We start from the raw sequence: 19,288 nt of genomic DNA, 5'->3' as shown, positions 1-19,288 counted from the left end.
TACTTGATTAGTAAAGATTACCCAAACAGTACAAAAAAACTCAAAAAGCCAATAAATGTATAATATAAGAAAATCACCAATACCATATATGTTCCACTTGGTTGTAAATATACTGTTTAAACCGTTATGAATTTTTAGAATTTCGTATTTGCTAACTCCGATCAACAAAAGGTGTTGAAATGTTTTATGTCTAAACCCACAACAACTCATGAGCATTCTTGTTCAACAACTTTCTTTATCGCTCCGACATGAAATAAGCCCTGACCATAGTAATACTGTAAACAATCGGCACAGATAAGATTATCGACATAGTTAGCGACCCTGAACTTGCAACGAACACAAGACTCGACTGCTGGACGTTTCTTGACTGCACTCATAACTCGTTCAGCCTTTTTCTCTCGTGGTTTTTTATATGGTCGGTGACGGATTTGGGGAATAACCGTAACATCAACAATAGGTTCAGGTGGCTGCCCGTTTGATTCCACAATCATAGCATTGAGTGTCGCTGTTAGTTCTCTCTCTCGGCTGACATATCGGGCATGGCTGAGCCAACGTCGACATCCGTCTTCAAATACATACGCTAGTGCCAGCTCTTTAAACGAGTCATATTTTTGGTTTTTGAATTCATGATAAAGCTGTTTAAGTGGCTCTAAGTTAATCTCTAAGATAGAGAGCTTTCCTCTCTTATCTGGACTGTAACTTGGACGCCCTTGATAACTAAAATGTATACCGATAACGTATCCATTTATACGACAGAGAACATCAACTTCACTATAGGGGGCGCTAGGCTCGACCTCAAATTCCTCAAAGGTCAAGGTTCGCTCTTGAGTTACATAGCCTGTGACAATCCGAGTCCGGTCATATTTATCCTTTTCAGACAGCTCTATCTTCCATTCTGGTGAACTGATATCAAAGGTTGTTAGCTCTCTAAGCGACTGTTTAATGACGAGTCTTGCCACCACACAAAAAGAGTAATCGCACTCTATTTTCTCATCTTGGTCTTCTTGTGCTTTTTTGTCGTGAGCAAAGTGATGCGCCATCTTTTCAGGGTCACCTTTCTTGGCGACGAGCACTTGCTTACAGCTAGGGCAGATACAGCCACAAGCCCTACCGCGCTCTACTTCACTAACATCATAATACTTGCCATCTTTTAACCCAAAAGGGATCAACATAATAGCCTCAATAATAGGGTCACAGTGTCATCGATGATTTTTGCGCCAAGCAATACCACTATCAAGCTGTGGTCGTTACAAATGGGAAACTAGGCACATAAAAACTATACGCCCTTGTTTAATTACATACCGAGAGTAGTGCTTCACTTTCTGAAAGTGAGGCAGATTACCCCACCTACCTCACTTAATATCAATTCAAGTGGAGTAAGTGGGGTAATTTTGAATACCTAGCAAAATGACGTTTGAGGGCGAACGGTAGGGAAGCAGTAACGGTTAGAGCCGTTGAGCATTTTCTTTTCTAACTTACCGTCTTTAGTAAGTTGGTTGAGCGCTTTGCCAATCACATTTCCTTTTGATGTGTCAGCGTTGATAACTTCACATATCTGTTTGGTTGATAACCACTCTCTCGCTTTACCTGTACATTCTTCTAGGTGGTCGTTTAGCAAGTTATACCAATTGCCTTTATCTACATATTTGGATGACTCTTGCGACACTTGCGCTTGAATGTCAGACGACAACATCCAAGGATGATGTTCAACCATGAATTTGTGTTTCACCTCTAACCAGAATTGGCGCAGATTCTCTGGTTGGTTCAGCGTTAGCTCACCCGTTGGTTTGTAGTCCCAACCCAATATGTTATTTAGCGTGTCCATGTCCGTTTCACCTACTAACTCAATGACGGCGTAGCGGGTATTTCCAGTTTCGTCTTTTAGAAAGTCCGTGCCGTTTACCGTCGCAATGAGGTTGGTTTGTCGGTCTTTCTTAATGTCATTACGAGCGTAAGGAGGACGTACCGTATCGCAAGCTCTTGTGACGAACGCTTTCAACGCCCCTTGACAGTTTTTGGTTGAGCGTTCTAACTCACCTAGCTCCACTATCCATGAGCGAATAACGGTCAACACACTGTCTTTGTTATCAGGATTGAGCTCTGCCCCTTCAAGAAACGCACTTGGCATCACATTGGCAATTCGTTCAACGAACGCGGTCTTTTTAAAGGATTGCTCACCTTGTAAAACAGGCACGAGTTTGGATTTAAAGCTACCCACAAAAAGACATGCTACACAGCCCACCAGCCAGTGTAGCAACACAATGTTAGAGAGCGCGGGATTCTTAGTCTCTAAGCAATTAAGTACTGCTTCCACGCGGGGCTTTCTATCCCACTCACCATCGAGCCAATCAGCGATTGGATGGTAACTACTTTCATGTGCCACGGCGTTAAAGTGGTCATCAATCGCGGATTTGGGCAATGTGTAAATTGACGCCAACGATACGAGCTCACTTCTGACTATATCAGGTGAACCCATACAAACCTTGCCTTTAAATATATCTGGCTCTAACGTCATTTTGTTGAGCTTGGCTTGGTAGCCCGTGCTCTTCAGTAATGCTTTCAAGTTGTCAGCTGTGTTCAATACAATTTGTTGGCCTGACTCCTTATATCTGACATGGGGAAATTCTGGTGCATTGCCATCATTAAGCATGGAACCCCTCCCCTTGTAGCAAGTGTTCACGTTTTACATGACTATCTAGCCACTGGTCTAAGTCTTCTTTGAGATAACGGACTGCACGACCAATTTTAATGAAAGGAGGTGCAGTAGTTCGGTTCTTACGCTGCCCTTCCATACGAGCTTGGCGTAAAAATGAACGGCTCATACCAATGTAAAGCGCCGTTTCTTGTTCTGTGTATACACGTTTATCAAGTGTGGTTTGAGTCATGTTGTTGTTCCCTTTTGTTCATTGAGGTTTCAACGTAACGACCACAAACGTCATATGACGTTATCAACGACGATGACGACGACGTTTTATTTTGACGACCTAATTTGCCGCCTTACGTCGACCAATACATTCTTTCTGAATGAGTCATAGGACATGGTATTTTCATTATCCCCACGACCAAACCACGTCACCGAGTCCTGAGTAATGCTTTCAACCAGTGCATCAACATCAAATTGACGGTTAAACTCGTTCACTCTCACGTCCAGCCTTATCATGTTCCAAACCTTATCCGCTCTGGCTTGAGGGTTGAGTGTTAATACTCGATGAGCAATTTGTGCAATGGGGTGGATTGGCATCGGTTGGATAACCGAATCCAACCCGAGTTCAGTAGGCGCATTAACCGACTCAATACACTGACCAGCAGTCTGGCTAACCGCTGAGCCTAGTGTTGCCTTAACCGTATCAACCGCTTGGCAAGTACTATTCAATAATACGGCTTTGCCAAAAACATCAACGACCTGTTCCATATCAACGCGTATTTGACTAGGTTTAACCGTTAACGCATCGGTTGAAAGGCGTTGACCACGTTGACTTGGGTAGTGTTCAGCAAGTTGATGCGTCACGTCATTAGAGAAAATGGCTGATGCTTTAGTGATGAATTCCCCAACCACGCTCTCAGTGGTTAGAGAGGCATTAACTGCGGCATACGCAACAAACGCTTTGTTCGGTTGGGAAAGTGCATTAGGTGTGTATTTAAAGTGCGCTTGCAATACATTATCAAACGCTTCAGTAACCGCACGCCAACGGTTGATACCATGCATCTCAACAATAATTACGTGTTGAACCAGTATAGATTCTAGTGAAAGCGCAAACCGCTTAGATGAGCTTTCAGTGAGTTGGACAATGCCTTGATAGTCGAAGATAGCAGCCACAGATTGGCTGGGTGGATGAATTGCACCAAGACTCGAAGCAGAAATATCGGCAAACAAAAATAACCGCTCATCTTCAATGGCATCCAGTATATCCCACTTAGTTAAATGAGTTTTATCACAGACTTCCTCAAGCCTTATATAACGGCGCTTAAACTGGCTCACTTCAATTCCTTGTTGAGTTAACAATTTCAACAACGAATTACAGCACCAAGACTACTGTATATAAAACCATACCTTTAATGCTTCGAGTGATATCTCGATTTATCTTGCAATTTAACCAATCAGATTCACCGCCGCTGCTTTGTGCTCTGGAGCTAAGTGCGCATAACGCAGCGTCATCTTAAGGTCAGCATGCCCAAGCAACGCACGCACGATATTCAAATCAACGCCCGCCATCACTAACTTGCTTGCGAAGTGATGCCGCAAATCATGGAACCTAAAATTCTCGACATCAGCCTCTTTCAATAATGATTGCCACGGATATTGAAAGAACTCAACGGGCTGGTTATTCGATATAAAGACATAGTCAGCATCAGGATTCTGTGTTCTCCAGCGTTCAAAAAGCTTTAATACCGTGTCATTGAGCGGTATTGTTCGCGTCTTCTTCGACTTGGCATTTTCAGAACGAATTGTTAAGTAGCGATTAGGCAGTGAAACTTGTTCCCATCGAAGACTTAATAGCTCTCCTTTGTGCATTCCTGTATTCATTGCGGTGAGCACTAACGGCTCAAAAAAATCAACGAATTCAACCTGCTCGATTTTTTTGCAAGACTTTCGAACACGATCATTCCGGTCTTGTAGCGCGTCCAGTAAACGCTTTTCTTCTTCATTAGATAGATACCGTATTCGAGTGTTATCTTGCTTGATGAGTTTAACGCTGCTTAAGTTATGGCTATCTATGAACTCCCACTCTACCGCACGATTTAAAGCGGCTCGAAGTCGGTTCACACAATACTCTATCGTTGCAGGGGCACGCCCTAATTTTCGACGCTCCGTGATCCACTGCTGAATATCCCATGCTTTTATCTCCTCTAACGGTTTCTCTAGGAGATGAACAAACGAATGAGCGATGCAAGCATAAGCCTGATCCGCCCGTTTAGGGTTCATTGAGATGAGGTAATCTTTATAGTGCTCAGAAAGAAAACGACCAAGCGTAAGGTTTTTGCGCATCTCGGTCTTTTTAGCTTCATGACGAGATTCTTGGATATCCACCCCGCTCGCAACTAATCCCGCTTTCTCTTTGACTAAATCTCTCGCTTGAGTAGGTGTGAGTGAATCCGCCGAGCCGATGAAGTAATTTCGTTGTTTGCCATTTAAGCGGTAGTAAAAGTAATACTTGATTGCGCCTTTGGGTGAAATACGAGCATGAAATCCGCTGATTTCAGTGTCGTTAAGCCGTCCCTGATCGACAGTTAGTGCTTTGATTGAGGAGTTAGTTATCTTCTTCTTAATGGGCATGCACAAGTCCTTTGTGTAGCGTATATGTAGCAAAATAATTGTACATACACGCATACCCATGAACAACAAAGCACAAACAGCATACATATAAGTACATGTTTTTATGCGAGTATTAACTCATTCTTGTTCATTATTGTTTACTGGAGGCTTCTACACATTCCCACTGTTAAGGGGTGAGCAACGCAATACCGATGCCGCCGCATACCACCTTAAACACTAAAACCAACGCATAGTGAAAATGCCACGCGTTGCGAATCCCTCTTGAACAGTTTGTTATGCGATAACTGTAGAGTGCGCAGAGATAACCTGCCAGTTACCCTTTTGCTTTGTCCAAACACGAGAAAATGCAAACTCACCGTTTGCTACAGCCCCATTATAACTGCCTTTGATTTCCGCGTTTACGTAAACCAAAACGACATCCTTCTGAGGTACTACGTGAAGATCATGGAATTGAATCGACTTAATAACTAGTAAGCCTGAGCCATGCAGTGCTATATCGTCTTGTTTGGAAGTTCGATGACCAAGGTGATTAACAAATACCAAGTCATCAGACAATAAGTCTTGCAAGGCAATCGTATCTGAATTGAGTATTGAAGTTTTTAACTTCTCCTCTACTTCAATTATTTCTTTAACTACATTGCTTTCCATACTATCAACTTCCTCATATCGCATAACGCCCTGTTAAGTAGTGAGGCACGCAATACAAAAGCCTCTGCACTGCTCCGTAAACACAAAACTCACTGCAAACCCAAAATGCCACGCGTGCCGAATCTGCTTGAACAGCTTGTTATGTTTTACCACAACTGACTCGCTCACATGGCAAAGAACTGAATTGCATAAAGAATTGTTTAACTTACGTCACACGACGTTGTGGAATAATCCGACAAAAGCGATAAACACAAAACGTGTAATTCTCGGGAATTTGATTGAGGCAACTTTGATGACTTTCAGCAAGCGATGGCGTCCCTTTCAAAACAGCGAAAAACAAAACTCAAATTGCCGAAAGCCCCGCTGCCGATTTGCTAATTGGGAAACATAACCGAAGCGACTTTAAGCCAAACCGATTATCAACACACAGACGCAATTTCAAATTGAAGCAACACACGAACTTTGAAGCGTGATTATGTTTGAGGTATTCATGAACTTGGGCAGACAATATTGAATTGCTGAGACAACTAGAACGAATTGCCAAAGAGGCCAACGAAATAAGAGCCAAGAAACTTTTATTTCTTCTAAATCAAAGTGAAACATAACGCCTTGTTAAGGTGTGAGGCACGCAATACCTAAGCCTCCGCATACCACCTTAACCACTGAAACCAACGCATAGTAAAAATGCCACGCGTGCCGAATCACTCTTGAACAATTTGTTATGTGTATTTTTATAAGGGGTACACCATAACTGTTTCAGTCTGCCCAACATAATACACCTGAAAACCAAGCTGTTTATAAAATGGAACTAGTTCAGATGAATGTTTCACTTCAATCGTTAAATGAGAGTAGTCAGAGGTCGCAAGCATTGCTGTTTGTTTGATTAAACGCGTTCCAATTTGTTTATGTTGAAACTTTGGCATTACAAAAATATCTAATTCTATGGGTTTATCAACGTTTCTAATAAAAGACTTTCGTAAACCACAATATGCCACACGCTTTCCGTCAGCGACGAAGAAAGCCACCAACAGATATCCACAGATGTCTAGTTTGACAAAATTACCAGAAAGCACTGACGAACCAGAATCTACGATCTTTTCTCGAATATTGTTTATGTCATATAAACACTGATCTAACTCAGAATCGAATATTTGAATCATACCACCTCCTCATACACATAACGCCCTGTTAAGTAGTGAGGCACTCTATACAAATGCTTCTGCACTACTACGTAATCACAAAACTAACCGCAAACCAAAAATGCCACGCGTGCCGAATCTGCTTGAACAGTTTGTTATGTGTTTTTTTGTTCTAGCTGCTTTGCTTTAGATAACCTTTTTTCAATAGACGCAAACCTTGGTCCAGCTTTGATGCCGATTCGTTGGTTTCCATATATTTCGTCCATTACGGAAATATATCTTTCGCAAATGCTCACTTCTAAACCATAGTTTTTGGCTTTTCTTGCCAGTATTGCTACACGCTCAAAATAGTAAGGTGCAGGAGCCTGATTTGTAAGTTTGAACTTATTTAGTTCTGACTCGCAACATTTGAGCATTGTTTCGAGATCATGTTTTTTCTCATAGGCAATTTCATAAGTTGCTTTTCCTTCAACAAGTAACTCACCATTAGTTGCCTTTGTAATAATCTCGCCAGCCGTTTTTCCAGTGAGATCATCAGCGGAAATTTTTCCTTTGTTCAGCATATTTTTGAAGAAGTTCATATTTCATCCTAAACGTGGAGCATTCGAGACACATAACGCCCTGTTAAGGGGTGAGCAACGCAATACCGAAGCCGCCGCATACCACCTTAATCACTTAAACCAACGCATAGTAAAAATGCCACGCGTTGCGAATCCCTCTTGAACAGTTTGTTATGTGCGTGGTTGAAACCTACTCTACACTTGGCTCCGGTAAAACTGGTGGTGTACTGTCCATATAAGTTAAAAAGTTTTCCCATAACTCGTGCGTTCTTTGCTTAGTTAACTTAGTTTTGCACGATATCGCCATAATTCCACGAATAGTTCCTTCACGCCATTGCGTATAAACCGAATCACAGTGAGAGGACATATATGCTTGCCAATCCTGTTGCGCAAGCTTAATTGCTGCGGTCAGTTCTGGGTCATGAGAGTTGTGCTCAAAGCTAGTGTTTAGATATTTGTCTAATTTAACTTGTGCTGACTCTAGTTCAATAGCGGCACATTGGTTTATCTCGATTGTGGTCATCGCATTATTACAGTCAATGGACTCTTCTTCAGCAAGAGCACCAAATGAAAGACTAGCTAATATGATGATTAGACACTTATTCATCATTTTCTCCGAAAGCACATAACGCCCAATTAAGGGGTGAACAACGCCTCCCCCAAACCTAAAGCATTGTGCCATAAACACTAAATTTGAAGTAGAAGCAAAAATGCCAAGCGTTGTGAATCCCTCTTAAATTGCTTGTTATGAACCCGGTATCAACTTTTCAGCCTTGTCTGCCACCTCTCTAGGTGTATAAATTCCATAGCCAATAACAAGTACAGCTATTAAAAAACAAGCAATAATTGCTGTTGCACCAGAGTTTTTGAATTTCAAGTGAGCAGTCATTGTTGCAACACCAGAAAAGAACAATGTTGATAATAGTAATAGCGTTGAATGTTTACTCTCAATATCAAAGTATACGTTTGCAAAAACACATCCTAATGCAATGACTATTGACCCAACAAAAAAACAAAACGTAATATTAGATTCTGTGGCTGATGGAGGTGCTGGATTTCTTGGGGAGACATCAACACTAAAAAGAGAGCTATCAAAATTGTGATTTTCTGTAAAATTCTTAATTACTCTTATATCATCAGCTAACTTTCTGATTTCTTCGACATTTATCTTCCCTTGAGATTCCATTAACCTCTCCCTCCTTGAGAAGATGATACGACTCGTTTGACGTCACTAATTACAGCATCGCCTGTCCACTCACTAACAGAGTCTTCGCCCTTAATTACAACAATCCTGTTATTTTCTAAGTAAAGACTAGTACCTCCGAATTGAACATTCCCGACATCACCACCAATCATTCTTTGCGGAATTTTTGATAACACATGTCCGACGCTTTGGCTTACCGACGAATACTCAACTTTTTCATCATCATCTTGATTGAGGAAGAACTCAAAAACCGCACCACTTGAAGAAACAGGATGAATAACTGTTTTAATGGTTATGTTTCGAGCTAAATACTTAGCAATGTTACGTTTAAATAGCTCAACGTACTTATTTAACTTTGATTGTTTTCTCATTACTTACTCATCTAACTACAAGATTTAAAAAGGGTTCATAACGCCCTGTTAAGGTGTGAGCAACGCAATACCGAAGTTGCTGCATACCACCTCAAACACTAAAACCAACGCATAGTGAAAATGCCATGCGTTGCGAATCACTCTTGAACAGCTTGTTAGGCAAATAGTCAAAGTGATTTAATGCCTTGACCCAATATCATGATCTTCACCACCGCCCTCAATTAACCTTGTTAATTCATCACACAAGACTAAACGATTATTATGTATCGTGAACTGGGCTATAACTTTGACTTTTATAATCGAACCATCTTTTTTGTGGGCTGTTACTACATGATTACTGAAAACAACATTGCCCTCTTGAACCAAAGTAAGAAAGTTGACATCTAATTTACTAATAACTTTCTTCTGTGCCTCTATATGATTTACAAAGCTATCATAATCCAACTCCACTCCATCCACTTTTTGTATATAAGATGGGTCGACGTACAGCTCAATTAATGAAACATCTAACTCCGGAGCCATAAGAACATCTGTAAATAAATTTTTAATAAGTGCTTTTTCTAAACTCATTTCAATTATCATCTCACCAATATTTGCCTAACGCCGCATTAAGGGGTGAACAACGCCACCACCTAACCTAAACCATTGTGCCGTAAACACTAAAGCCAATTCAAACCAAAACTGCCAAGCGTTGTGAATCACTCTTGAATGCTTTGTTAGTTGCCAAGCCTAAAGCTTTGATTTGAAGTTGATTGCCGCTTTGCCAACACTAACTTTACGTACGTTGAAAAACTAAAATCAGGCGCAGTTTCAAAGCGACTTTCACTGAAACCACTTGGAATTTACAACGCCGTAGAAAACGGACTTTGAACACCGAACAAACCTTTTGGAAAGACAATGCCTCAGAGCTGACTTTCAACTAACAAAGCGGCTTCTGAAACAGAAAACCCAAACCGAACAAGAAGCCAAAGCATGATTTTCACAAGCCCAAATAACTAGAAATTGAAAGACGAAAACCTAGCCAAAAACACACGAACATTAGCCCTAAATATTCTGCTTTAGGTACGTTTATTCTCGTTGGCAACTAACGCCGCATTAAGGTGTGAGCGGCGCTTGGCTATACTTGAGCGAAGCGAAACTGCCAAGCGTTGCGAATCACTCTTGAATGCTTTGTTATGTGCGTGCTAAACGGTAGCGCCTTACCGTGCCTTCACTGTCATATGTGTAGTTACCGAGGTATTCACCACCACAGTTTTCTATGACTTTTTGAGACGCGGGATTGTCAGTTGAGCAAGTAACAATAACTGAATCAGTGACAACATGGTCTCGCACCCAAGCAAGCAGAAATGAGGCTACACCCTTACCACGAGCTGACGGTCTAGTTTCGTAGCCAACATGACCAATGACATTTTCTACGTTGGCATTAATACCTTTGCAAACTCGGATTGCACCTAAAATTTCGGAGTTCGATACACAGTAGTAAGTTGTGCTAGGTAAATATCCCTTTGGTAACTCGGAGATTGCCTTTGAACGTTCGACCAAACCTGACAAATAAGCTGTCGGATCTTGCTCCACACCCGAATATTTTGGAATACCCGATTCTAGGCATTCTTTCGCATAACTCACTAATATTGGGTCCAAATTAGGGTTGGCCTCTACCACTTCCATGTCAATTTTCCTCATAAGCACATAACGCCCTGTTAAGGGGTGAGCAACGCAATACTGAAGCTGCCGTATACCACCTTAAACACCAAAACCGACGCATAGTGAAAATGCCACGCGTTGCGAATCCCTCTTAAACAGTTTGTTAGGCATATGACTCAAAGGTGTCCTCAATCAGTGCTTCGATCAATTCTACTACAGCACCAATATCTGCGATAACCTGCGCGTGTAATAATACTGGATTGATCTTACTAAATTCATGTATGTACTTTGGAGTACAATCAACCTCACCGAGCTCTGTATAAACCACGTAAGGTATTAAGTACGGTGGGACTCGATGTGCAGTTGGATCCCTAAAACTCTTTATATGCTGATGCCAATCATCGAACTCAGCAACTTTTTTGGATACGGCTGGAGTTATGTACTCTGTGAACTTCTTTTTGCCGAAAAGGCCAATATTAAATTTAAACTTATCAAGATCTTCTGTTTCATCTAGCTTATGGTGATAAGCTAAAAACCAAGCAATATTGTCACTAATGCCTGAGCAGTTGACTAAGAAAGCATGTAAGTGAATATTCCCTATAGCTAGAGTATTGTCACTCAACACGCTTTTCCCCGGGCACAATGAATCAAAGAAGAATGTCAGACAATGACTCAAATTGCTTATCCTACGGCAGATTCCATATACAGCGTGCTCACGCAACCCTCCTGTCATTTTGACAGACAGCGTTAGTACTTTTTCTTGAATATCACGAAACCGAATTTCGTATTCATTTCTGAGCCTGTATAGCTCGTTCAATTGTTCTTCGCTATAACTCACCAACTACTCCAATATGCCTAACGCCCAGTTAAGGGGTGAAGCACGCAATGACTAAGCCTCTGCATAGCACTTCAACACCGAAATAAAACGCATACCAAAAATGCCACGCGTGCTGAATCCCTCTTGAACTGTTTGTTAACTGGATTTGCAAAGGTGGAGTGCTTGCTCTACCGATTTTGCGATAATTACACGCTTATTGCTTGTAAGTGTATTGAGTTTGTCCATTATTACGGGTTTCGAATTTTGGGGATAGTCCCATAAAAATTTGATGAACTCGATATCAAACCTTTCATCGCAACCTTCAGCTAAATCTGGACGCTTACTACTTAATAATGTTCTCTTTAGTGCTCGATAGATACAGGTATATCGGTTTACATCTAAGAATATTACTGTGTCACAAGCTTCAAACCTTATATCAAGGGTGCTCTGATAATTACCATCGATAATCCAACACTCGCTTTCACAAAGACTTTTTTGAATTTTGAGCCAGTCATCTTTTGGGGTTTTAACCCAATTTGGTTTCCAATATAGCTGATCGAGATGATGAACAGGCAAATTCAACTCTTTACCTAATAGTGCCGAAAATGTGGATTTACCCGAACCGCCGGAACCAATGACCGCAATTCTTTTCATCGGACTTACCTCGTCATCAATCCAGTTAACGCCCTGTTAAGGTGTGAGCAGCGCAATACAAAAGCCTCCGCACACCACCTTAATCATTAAAATCAACGCATAGTAAAAATGCCACGCGTTGCGAATCACTCTTAAACAGCTTGTTAGTTTTATTGCTGGCGACTCAGTAACAAACTTGCTCTAGACATAGCCAAAAAAGTTGCACAACCTCTATTGAAGCCCTTTGCCATTTTCGGCTTCGTAAACCACTGCCTTAAGTACATTCCAAATATCGCATAAATCGATATCGCAACCATTTCTAAAAAGAGGAACGTAACCCCTAGAGCGAAGAACTGTTCATTTACACTCGCTGAAACATCGACGAACTGTGGTAGAAAGGCGGTAAAGATTAAGATCGCCTTTGGATTACCAGCGGCGAGCAAAAATTCTTGTTTAGCTAAACCTAATCGGTTGCGAATATTTTCTAGTTCAGAAACAGCACTTGCTTCCGAACGCCAAAGATTAAAGGCAATCCACAACAAATAAGCCGCGCCCACAATTTTAATCGTTAGAAATAGAGTCTCAGAAGCATAAAGAACGACTGCTAAACCAGAAGCAGTTAAGGCAATCATTACAGCGAATGCGGCAATACGACCAAGTCCAGCAATAAAAGCAGATTTGAAACCGTAACAACGAGCATTGTTCATGGACAATAGATTGTTTGGACCAGGAGTCATATTGAGCGCAAAGCACGCAGGTATAAAGAATAATAACTTCCAGATTTCCACAATATTTCCTCCATAAAACTAACGCCCTGTTAAGGTGTGAGCAACGCAATACAAAAGCCGCCACATAACACCTTAAACACTAAACGCAACGCATAGTAAAAATGCCACGCGTTGCGAATCACTCTTAAACAGTTTGTTATAGCGCTGATAACAAGCTTTTACTTAAGATATGATACTTCTATATTTGAAATGTAAACTGCATGTGTGCCCTCAAACTCTCGAAAGTTCTTGATCGACTCAAGAGATGAAGATGCAGCTTCTTTACTAGTTGCCGTGGCAAAATCAATAGGATTTGGCTCAATGATGGACTTGATATAGCTGTCAGAAAAGCACCCTGCTTCAGATGAAAATGGTTCGATTACAATATCAAAGACTCGATTTAAGCTTCCAGTCAGAACGTTCTGGGAACGACCACCTTTGAACATTTCCAGATCGAAAGTCACATCCCGTATCGTTGAAAATGTATTATTTTCTACTTTTACGAATATTGGTGATGAGAGTGGACACCTATTATTATCGCCATCTCGTTCAATGGTTGCCGTAACTTCCACACCATAAAAAGAGATAAGACCTAGTGTTATAGCCATCACGGTGATGACCAACCAAAGAACTTTCTTCATAACATTTACCAACTTGTTAAACACAGAGCACCAATACAGAACAACACACCAGACAAAGCGCTATAACGCCCTGTTAAGGGGTGAACAACGCCACCACCCAACCTAAACCATTGTGCCATAAAACACTAAAGCTGATTCAAACCAAAACCGCCAAGCGTTGTGAATCCCTCTTGAACAGTTTGTTAGTTGCCAAGCCCAAGGCTCTGATTTGATGTTAATTACTGCTTTGCCAACACGAGCTTTACGTGTTTTAAGAAACTCAAATCAGGCGCAGTTTCAAAGCGCCTGTCACTGAAACCACTTGGAACATGCAACGCCGTAGAAAACGGGCTAACAACACCAAAAAGCGCCTTTGGACAGACAATGTTACACAGCTAGCTTTCAACATATAAATCGGTTTCTGAAATAGAAAATCCAACCACAAAAGAAACCAACGATCGATTTTCACAAACCCAAATAACTAGAAATTGAAATACGAAAATCTAGCCAAAAACACACGGACATTAGCCCTAAACATTCTACTTTAAGTTACATTTTTCCTCGTTGGCAACTAACGCCCTGTTAAGGGGTGAACAACGCAATACCGATGCCGCCGCATACCACCTTAATCACTTAAACCAACGCATAGTGAAAATGCCACGCGTTGTGAATCCCTCTTGAACAGTTTGTTATATGCGTGCTGGCACCCATCACCACACATACAACTTAACGTAAACCAAGAAAGATGCTATGAGAATAAGACCACACCAAGCGAAAAATACGAAGGCTTTCGCCTCAGTTTCTGCTTCTTCCCTATCGGGAAGTAAAGCCATGAAATAGCATCCGATTGGAACTAATTCGTACATTTTACCTGCATATTGGTTATTCATGCCTAAGAAAGGTGGAACATACAAATACAGAGCTGAATAGCTGACAAAAAAGATAGTAACTAAAGTTCTATTCCAACCTATCTCTTCGCCTTCTTGGTACAGCTTAAATAACAGGTAGATAGCACCCAATATTGCTAGTATCAAAAACATCCTGTTCAGAAATCCCTAAAGCATATAACGCTTTGTTAAGGTGTGAGGCACGCAATACCGAAGCTTCCGCATAACACCTTAACCACTAAAACCAACGCATAGTAAAAATGCCACGCGTGCCGAATCACTCTTGAACAATTTGTTATGAGGCGCGCTCTCACTGTTGTTCAACTAGCCCCATTGTTTCAGCCGTAGATATAGCATTAAAAGGGCTACTGATTTCGCCAGACAAGACCTCAACTTGTCGCTGGTCTAAATGCTGAATTCTTGAATCACTTGGCTTGTCAAAATAGATAAAACCTTTTAAGACTTCATTTAAAGTAGTGATATCTACTTCATTTAACACAGCCTTGAGATTACTCGCCTCGACTTGAGTGCACTCATAGTCCTTAAGAAAGTGAATGTATAAGAATACTTCTCTTTTATCGTCAAGGCTCAAGCTTTCAAACCATTCAGATTTGGGGAAATCTAATATCGTTTGTTTACCAATTTTGTCGCACTCTTGCCATTTGTCATCCCATACTTTCAAGTAACTCAGCTTATCAACTTTCGCTGAGCAGCCAACGAGAAGCAGAGGCAATAGGTAAATAAATCCTTTTTTCATCATAAATCTCTAAGCTAAATAGCGACGCCTCATAACGCCGCATTAAGGTGTGAGCAACGCTTTCACAAAACTTGACCATACCACCTTAAACACGAAACCTAACGATGGAATGAAAAATGCCAAGCGTTGGGAATCACTCTTAAATGCTTTGTTAGCTTTTGTACGCTACGATGTCAGCATTTTCTAGTTGATATCTTTGTAACAACACCATCGCCCTTCCAGAAACTAAGAGTAGCCCATCATTTGTTACGCTAAAATCGTCTTTACCGATGGTTCCGGATACTTGGAGCCACGAAAAACGAGGTAAAGTACACTCTGGATACAATTCTTCAAATACGTCAGAAATAGATATTTCAGCCACTTCCAGATTGTATCCTGACAACTGCGATGAACTTAAGGCCGTTGCTAAACGTTCAGTGACTAAAAAGCATGGAAATGAAGTCAATAAATCATCACCTAACCACCCATCAAACTGAAAATGCAGCTTTTCTATTATCGGTGGATGCAAATCGAAATTTGCCAAAGTATTTTCACCCAAGCTCCCAGGAACTTCTGGTTCGATCAAATATTGACTCACTTTATTCTCCTAAAGAAAGCTAACGCCGCATTAAGGTGTGAGCAACGCAACCACGAAACCTAACCATACCACCGTAAACACAAAACCCAACGATGGAATGAAAAATGCCAAGCGTTGGGAATCACTCTTAAATGCCTTGTTATGTTCGTAGCCTCTATTCCGCTGAACTTCTGATAAACTTGTGATTAAACCAGAAATAGTACAACCCAAAGACAGTTCCAATTGGAATAAATAGCAACCAAACAAAGGATGCTTTGAAACAAATACTGTAAGCCCAGTCCCGTCCTTTTAACAAGAAAAAACCACCAAACGATGATAGTAGAAAAACGAACCCAACTAGCATGTTACCTAAAAACACAAGCAACGTTTCTGAACTTAAACTATCCAAGTTCCTCAAGGGTGTTGCAACCATTATAAATGCCATTAGGCCTCCAACTAGGAAGTAAACCAAACCTAATATATTTCTATGTACTTTCAATTTCCTCTCCAGAACATAACGCTTTCTATACGGCAATTTGCCTCCTTTCTGGCAAGCTAACCCCCTTTTTCTGATCAAAAGCGCTATAAATCGTAGCACCTATATGCATGAAACAAATAGAAAAACAGTATGAATATGTGTGGTCGCGCGCGCAATTAGACGGCGCAATACACGCTAATTACAAAAGAGGTGATAGACTAAAGATACTGTATAAATAAACAGGTCAACTTTATCATGAAAAGTCAGTTTTTACTTAGTGTAAAAGAGCACATGCTTACTCGTCATTATGCGAATAAAACCATCGAAAGTTATCTATTTTGGATAAAACGCTTTATCACTTTCCACCAGCTTGCCCACCCTTCGACACTAGCAGAAGATGATGTCGTTCAGTTCCTGAGTTACTTAGCGGTAAAAGAAAAAGTTGCGGTAAAAACGCAAGCTTTGGCACTGAACTCAATATCATTTTTATATCGTGATTATTTCAAAACTCCACTATCACTTGATATGAGATTTCAGAAATCTCTGACCGAAAAGAAACTTCCCGTTGTGTTAACTAGGGAGGAGATCCGACGATTCGTTCAACATATCGACCCGAGGTATAAACTCCATATTCAGTTGCTTTATGGCTCAGGGCTTCGAGTCATGGAGTGTTTGCGCTTAAGAGTTCAGGACATCGATTATGATTATGGCGCAGTTCGTGTTTGGCAAGGAAAAGGAGGTAAAAATCGTACCGTAACGTTAGCAAAAGAGCTACATGAGCCGCTTAAAGCTCAGGTTAATTTAGCAAGAGATTACTATTTTAAAGATAGACACATGCCTGGTTATGCGGGGGTATACATCTCTGAGGGTTTACGACGTAAATACCCAAAAGCGGAGCTAGATTTTAACTGGCACTTTTTATTCCCATCAACAAAGTTAAGTACAGATCGGGACACCGGAGAGCTCAGAAGACATCATATCAATGAAAGTGCAATACAAAGAGCGGTAAAGCGCGCTGCAACGGATGCGTGTATCGAGAAAACAGTAACATGCCATACACTCAGGCACAGCTTTGCCACACATTTATTGGAGTCTGGTGCTGACATTAGAACAGTACAAGAGCAGCTTGGTCACACCGATGTAAAAACCACACAGATTTATACTCACGTTATCGAGCGCGGGGCTGGTGGCGTGTTGAGTCCATTATCCAGCCTTTAGAAAAACAAAGCCACCTCGAAAAGGTGGCTTGCTGTATAACTCGCTATTGACGAACACCGAGTTTCACATTGCCTTTTGAATCAAACCAAAGCGCTTGTGAACGGCGACGTCCAATCAATATTGGACCATCATCATAAAAGAGAAAGTTCTTCCAATGCTTTTTAAAAATCGACCATTTAGTTTCGATGACATTGTACTTCTCGTAGCAAAAGTAAACGGTCACATCGTCTTGCCAATCGATATGTGCTTCTACTTCCGCTGGCATGTCCGGATCATCTAACTCCCACGAAGCCATCCAATCAACGACTTCAGACCAGTTCGCCTCGTTCATTGGCCAATCTTGGGAGCTAAGTCGATCCATATCGGGGCTTTGAGCACTAATATTTTCTTTCCAAAATTGTGCTGAACGAGCTTGGCTCATCGGCTTAATAAAAGCCAAATCTTCTTCTGGCACAGGCATCGACTGATGCGTAAAAATCCATTTTCTTTGGTATTCATCCAAAGGCAAATAAGACATTCAGTCTCCTTTATTACGATTTCAGCCAACCTTTCTCTGTGGCTTCTTCTATCAACTCTTTCGCTTTGTCCCATAAGGTAACAGAGCCAAATTCAATTCGTTTATTAATGGTAAGTGCTTGTTCACGAGAGACGCCATGTTCCTTCCAACTCTGACCATTATTATGGTAGTTCAAGAGCATTGGAATTAACCGATCGAGTGCTTTTGCATACTTAGCATCATCGGTCTGCGCGGCTTCAAATTCATGCCAAAGCGCCAATAATTCTTGCTCCTGATCGCTGGGTAACATACCAAACAAGCGTTCTGCCGCTCTAATTTCTTTTTCTGCCTGCTCTTGAGACGCGGCAGTATCATAAACAAAGGTATCCCCCGCGTCGATCTCTACTACGTCATGTATCAATAACATTTTCATCACTCGGCAAATATCAACAGGTGCATTTGCATGCTCTTCCATCAATATTGCCATCAGTGCGACATGCCAACTATGCTCACCACTATTTTCGAGACGCCCTTCAGCACTTTTAACTCGGGTTCGGCGCAAAATACTTTTGAGTTTATCGAGCTCGATTACAAGTGCTAATTGCTTTTCCAATCGCTCCATACTATCGCCCTTCTGGTTGCCAATTCGGATTAATAAGTGACGTTAGAACGTGGTCTTGCCATTCACCATTAATCAAAAGGTAATCTTTTGCATACCCTTCTCGATTGAACCCTACATGCTCTAGCACAGATTCACTACGTTTGTTGTGAGGCATGTACCCGGCTTGAATACGATGCAGTTTCTGAACGTTAAACATGTAGTCGCAAGCCATAGTTAATCCACGACGCATATAACCATGCCCTTGTGCTTTTTCAGCGAGAGAGTATCCGACGTTACAAGAATAAAAAGGGAAACGACTCAAATTACTAAAGGATATCGTACCTAGCATTTCACCCGAAGAGGCTCTGACCAAGAGGCAATAATACCCCAACCCCATTCGATGCAGCTCATTGAGCTTGATAAGCTTTTGCAACCAACCGTTCACTGAGAAAAAAGCTTCTTCACGTTTCGGCTCAAACGGTTTCAGATATTCTCGGTTCGCTTGAAAATACTCGGCAATCATATCTGCGTCACCGATTTCAGCGGTACGCAGAAGCAAGTCACCGTCCAACTTATGAACAGCGATAGATGAGCTGTTATCTTCCATTACAAATGAT

At 41.3% G+C, this 19,288-nt stretch carries 23 protein-coding genes; 1 reads left to right on the top strand and 22 read right to left on the bottom strand.

Annotated elements, in window-relative coordinates:
• Positions 1-206: 206 nt before the first annotated feature.
• The 19 genes from FR741_RS06400 to FR741_RS06260 all read right to left on the bottom strand — a co-directional run bounded on the left by FR741_RS06400 (position 207) and on the right by FR741_RS06260 (position 15,899).
• A complete protein-coding gene (locus tag FR741_RS06400; RefSeq protein ID WP_167426453.1) occupies positions 207-1,172 on the bottom strand; it encodes a competence protein CoiA family protein in 966 nt (321 codons plus the stop codon).
• 227 nt (positions 1,173-1,399) lie between these two features.
• Complete coding sequence (locus FR741_RS06395; RefSeq protein WP_140358704.1) at positions 1,400-2,650, bottom strand: VapE domain-containing protein; 1,251 nt, start codon at positions 2,648-2,650, stop codon at positions 1,400-1,402.
• Positions 2,643-2,885, bottom strand: coding sequence for a helix-turn-helix transcriptional regulator (locus tag FR741_RS06390; RefSeq protein WP_069490639.1), 243 nt, complete (start codon positions 2,883-2,885; stop codon positions 2,643-2,645). Before FR741_RS06390 ends, FR741_RS06395 begins: the two co-directional genes overlap by 8 nt.
• A gap of 86 nt (positions 2,886-2,971) precedes the next feature.
• The gene (locus tag FR741_RS06385; protein ID WP_069490641.1) at positions 2,972-3,979 is read right to left on the bottom strand and encodes a hypothetical protein; all 1,008 of its coding nucleotides are present in this window, start codon (positions 3,977-3,979) and stop codon (positions 2,972-2,974) included.
• A gap of 111 nt (positions 3,980-4,090) precedes the next feature.
• A complete protein-coding gene (locus FR741_RS06380; protein ID WP_167426452.1) occupies positions 4,091-5,275 on the bottom strand; it encodes a site-specific integrase in 1,185 nt (394 codons plus the stop codon).
• A gap of 273 nt (positions 5,276-5,548) precedes the next feature.
• Positions 5,549-5,923 (bottom strand): nuclear transport factor 2 family protein, encoded by a 375-nt coding sequence (locus FR741_RS06370; RefSeq protein WP_167426451.1) that lies wholly within the window; start codon positions 5,921-5,923, stop codon positions 5,549-5,551.
• 731 nt (positions 5,924-6,654) lie between these two features.
• Entirely contained in the window at positions 6,655-7,083 is a 429-nt protein-coding gene (locus FR741_RS06355) for a GNAT family N-acetyltransferase (RefSeq protein WP_167426450.1), read from the bottom strand.
• 134 nt (positions 7,084-7,217) lie between these two features.
• Positions 7,218-7,643 carry a hypothetical protein gene (locus tag FR741_RS06350; protein WP_167426449.1) on the bottom strand — a complete coding sequence of 142 codons (426 nt, stop codon included), beginning with the start codon at positions 7,641-7,643 and terminating at the stop codon, positions 7,218-7,220.
• Positions 7,644-7,812: 169 nt separating this feature from the next.
• On the bottom strand, positions 7,813-8,229 hold the full coding sequence (locus FR741_RS06345) for a lysozyme inhibitor LprI family protein (RefSeq protein ID WP_167427077.1): 417 nt from the start codon (positions 8,227-8,229) through the stop codon (positions 7,813-7,815).
• A 138-nt stretch (positions 8,230-8,367) separates the two neighbouring features.
• Positions 8,368-8,808 (bottom strand): hypothetical protein, encoded by a 441-nt coding sequence (locus FR741_RS06335; RefSeq protein WP_167426448.1) that lies wholly within the window; start codon positions 8,806-8,808, stop codon positions 8,368-8,370.
• Positions 8,808-9,197 (bottom strand): hypothetical protein, encoded by a 390-nt coding sequence (locus tag FR741_RS06330; protein ID WP_167426447.1) that lies wholly within the window; start codon positions 9,195-9,197, stop codon positions 8,808-8,810. The genes FR741_RS06335 and FR741_RS06330 overlap by 1 nt, the downstream gene beginning before the upstream one ends.
• 177 nt (positions 9,198-9,374) lie before the next feature.
• Positions 9,375-9,767, bottom strand: coding sequence for a hypothetical protein (locus FR741_RS06320; RefSeq protein ID WP_167426446.1), 393 nt, complete (start codon positions 9,765-9,767; stop codon positions 9,375-9,377).
• A gap of 603 nt (positions 9,768-10,370) precedes the next feature.
• The gene (locus FR741_RS06315) at positions 10,371-10,865 is read right to left on the bottom strand and encodes a GNAT family N-acetyltransferase (protein ID WP_167426445.1); all 495 of its coding nucleotides are present in this window, start codon (positions 10,863-10,865) and stop codon (positions 10,371-10,373) included.
• Positions 10,866-11,004: 139 nt separating this feature from the next.
• Entirely contained in the window at positions 11,005-11,679 is a 675-nt protein-coding gene (locus tag FR741_RS06305; protein WP_167426444.1) for a hypothetical protein, read from the bottom strand.
• Positions 11,680-11,814: 135 nt separating this feature from the next.
• Positions 11,815-12,312 (bottom strand): DNA topology modulation protein, encoded by a 498-nt coding sequence (locus tag FR741_RS06295; RefSeq protein ID WP_012841694.1) that lies wholly within the window; start codon positions 12,310-12,312, stop codon positions 11,815-11,817.
• A gap of 149 nt (positions 12,313-12,461) precedes the next feature.
• Positions 12,462-13,079 (bottom strand): LysE family translocator, encoded by a 618-nt coding sequence (locus FR741_RS06285; RefSeq protein WP_167426443.1) that lies wholly within the window; start codon positions 13,077-13,079, stop codon positions 12,462-12,464.
• Between the two features lie 158 nt (positions 13,080-13,237).
• On the bottom strand, positions 13,238-13,699 hold the full coding sequence (locus FR741_RS06275; protein ID WP_167426442.1) for a hypothetical protein: 462 nt from the start codon (positions 13,697-13,699) through the stop codon (positions 13,238-13,240).
• 1,176 nt (positions 13,700-14,875) lie between these two features.
• A complete protein-coding gene (locus FR741_RS06265) occupies positions 14,876-15,325 on the bottom strand; it encodes a hypothetical protein (protein ID WP_100085115.1) in 450 nt (149 codons plus the stop codon).
• A 148-nt stretch (positions 15,326-15,473) separates the two neighbouring features.
• The gene (locus FR741_RS06260; protein ID WP_074190742.1) at positions 15,474-15,899 is read right to left on the bottom strand and encodes a hypothetical protein; all 426 of its coding nucleotides are present in this window, start codon (positions 15,897-15,899) and stop codon (positions 15,474-15,476) included.
• A 712-nt stretch (positions 15,900-16,611) separates the two neighbouring features.
• Here FR741_RS06260 and FR741_RS06255 point away from each other — a divergent pair.
• Positions 16,612-17,574, top strand: a complete 963-nt coding sequence (locus FR741_RS06255; protein ID WP_012841657.1) for an integron integrase — start codon at positions 16,612-16,614, stop codon at positions 17,572-17,574.
• 43 nt (positions 17,575-17,617) lie between these two features.
• Here the strand turns inward: FR741_RS06255 and FR741_RS06250 are convergent, their stop codons facing one another.
• The 3 genes from FR741_RS06250 to rimJ are packed head-to-tail and all read right to left on the bottom strand — an operon-like array spanning position 17,618 to position 19,278.
• Entirely contained in the window at positions 17,618-18,091 is a 474-nt protein-coding gene (locus FR741_RS06250; RefSeq protein WP_167426441.1) for a DUF2947 domain-containing protein, read from the bottom strand.
• A 13-nt stretch (positions 18,092-18,104) separates the two neighbouring features.
• Positions 18,105-18,692 (bottom strand): HD domain-containing protein, encoded by a 588-nt coding sequence (locus tag FR741_RS06245; protein WP_005376917.1) that lies wholly within the window; start codon positions 18,690-18,692, stop codon positions 18,105-18,107.
• Position 18,693: 1 nt separating this feature from the next.
• A complete protein-coding gene (gene rimJ / locus FR741_RS06240) occupies positions 18,694-19,278 on the bottom strand; it encodes a ribosomal protein S5-alanine N-acetyltransferase (RefSeq protein WP_046876178.1) in 585 nt (194 codons plus the stop codon).
• Positions 19,279-19,288: the final 10 nt, after the last annotated feature.

Source organism: Vibrio diabolicus, assembly GCF_011801455.1.
GTDB lineage: Bacteria > Pseudomonadota > Gammaproteobacteria > Enterobacterales > Vibrionaceae > Vibrio > Vibrio diabolicus.
The sequence above is the reverse complement of the archived record's forward strand: the minus strand, read 5'-3'. Positions and strand labels throughout refer to the sequence as shown.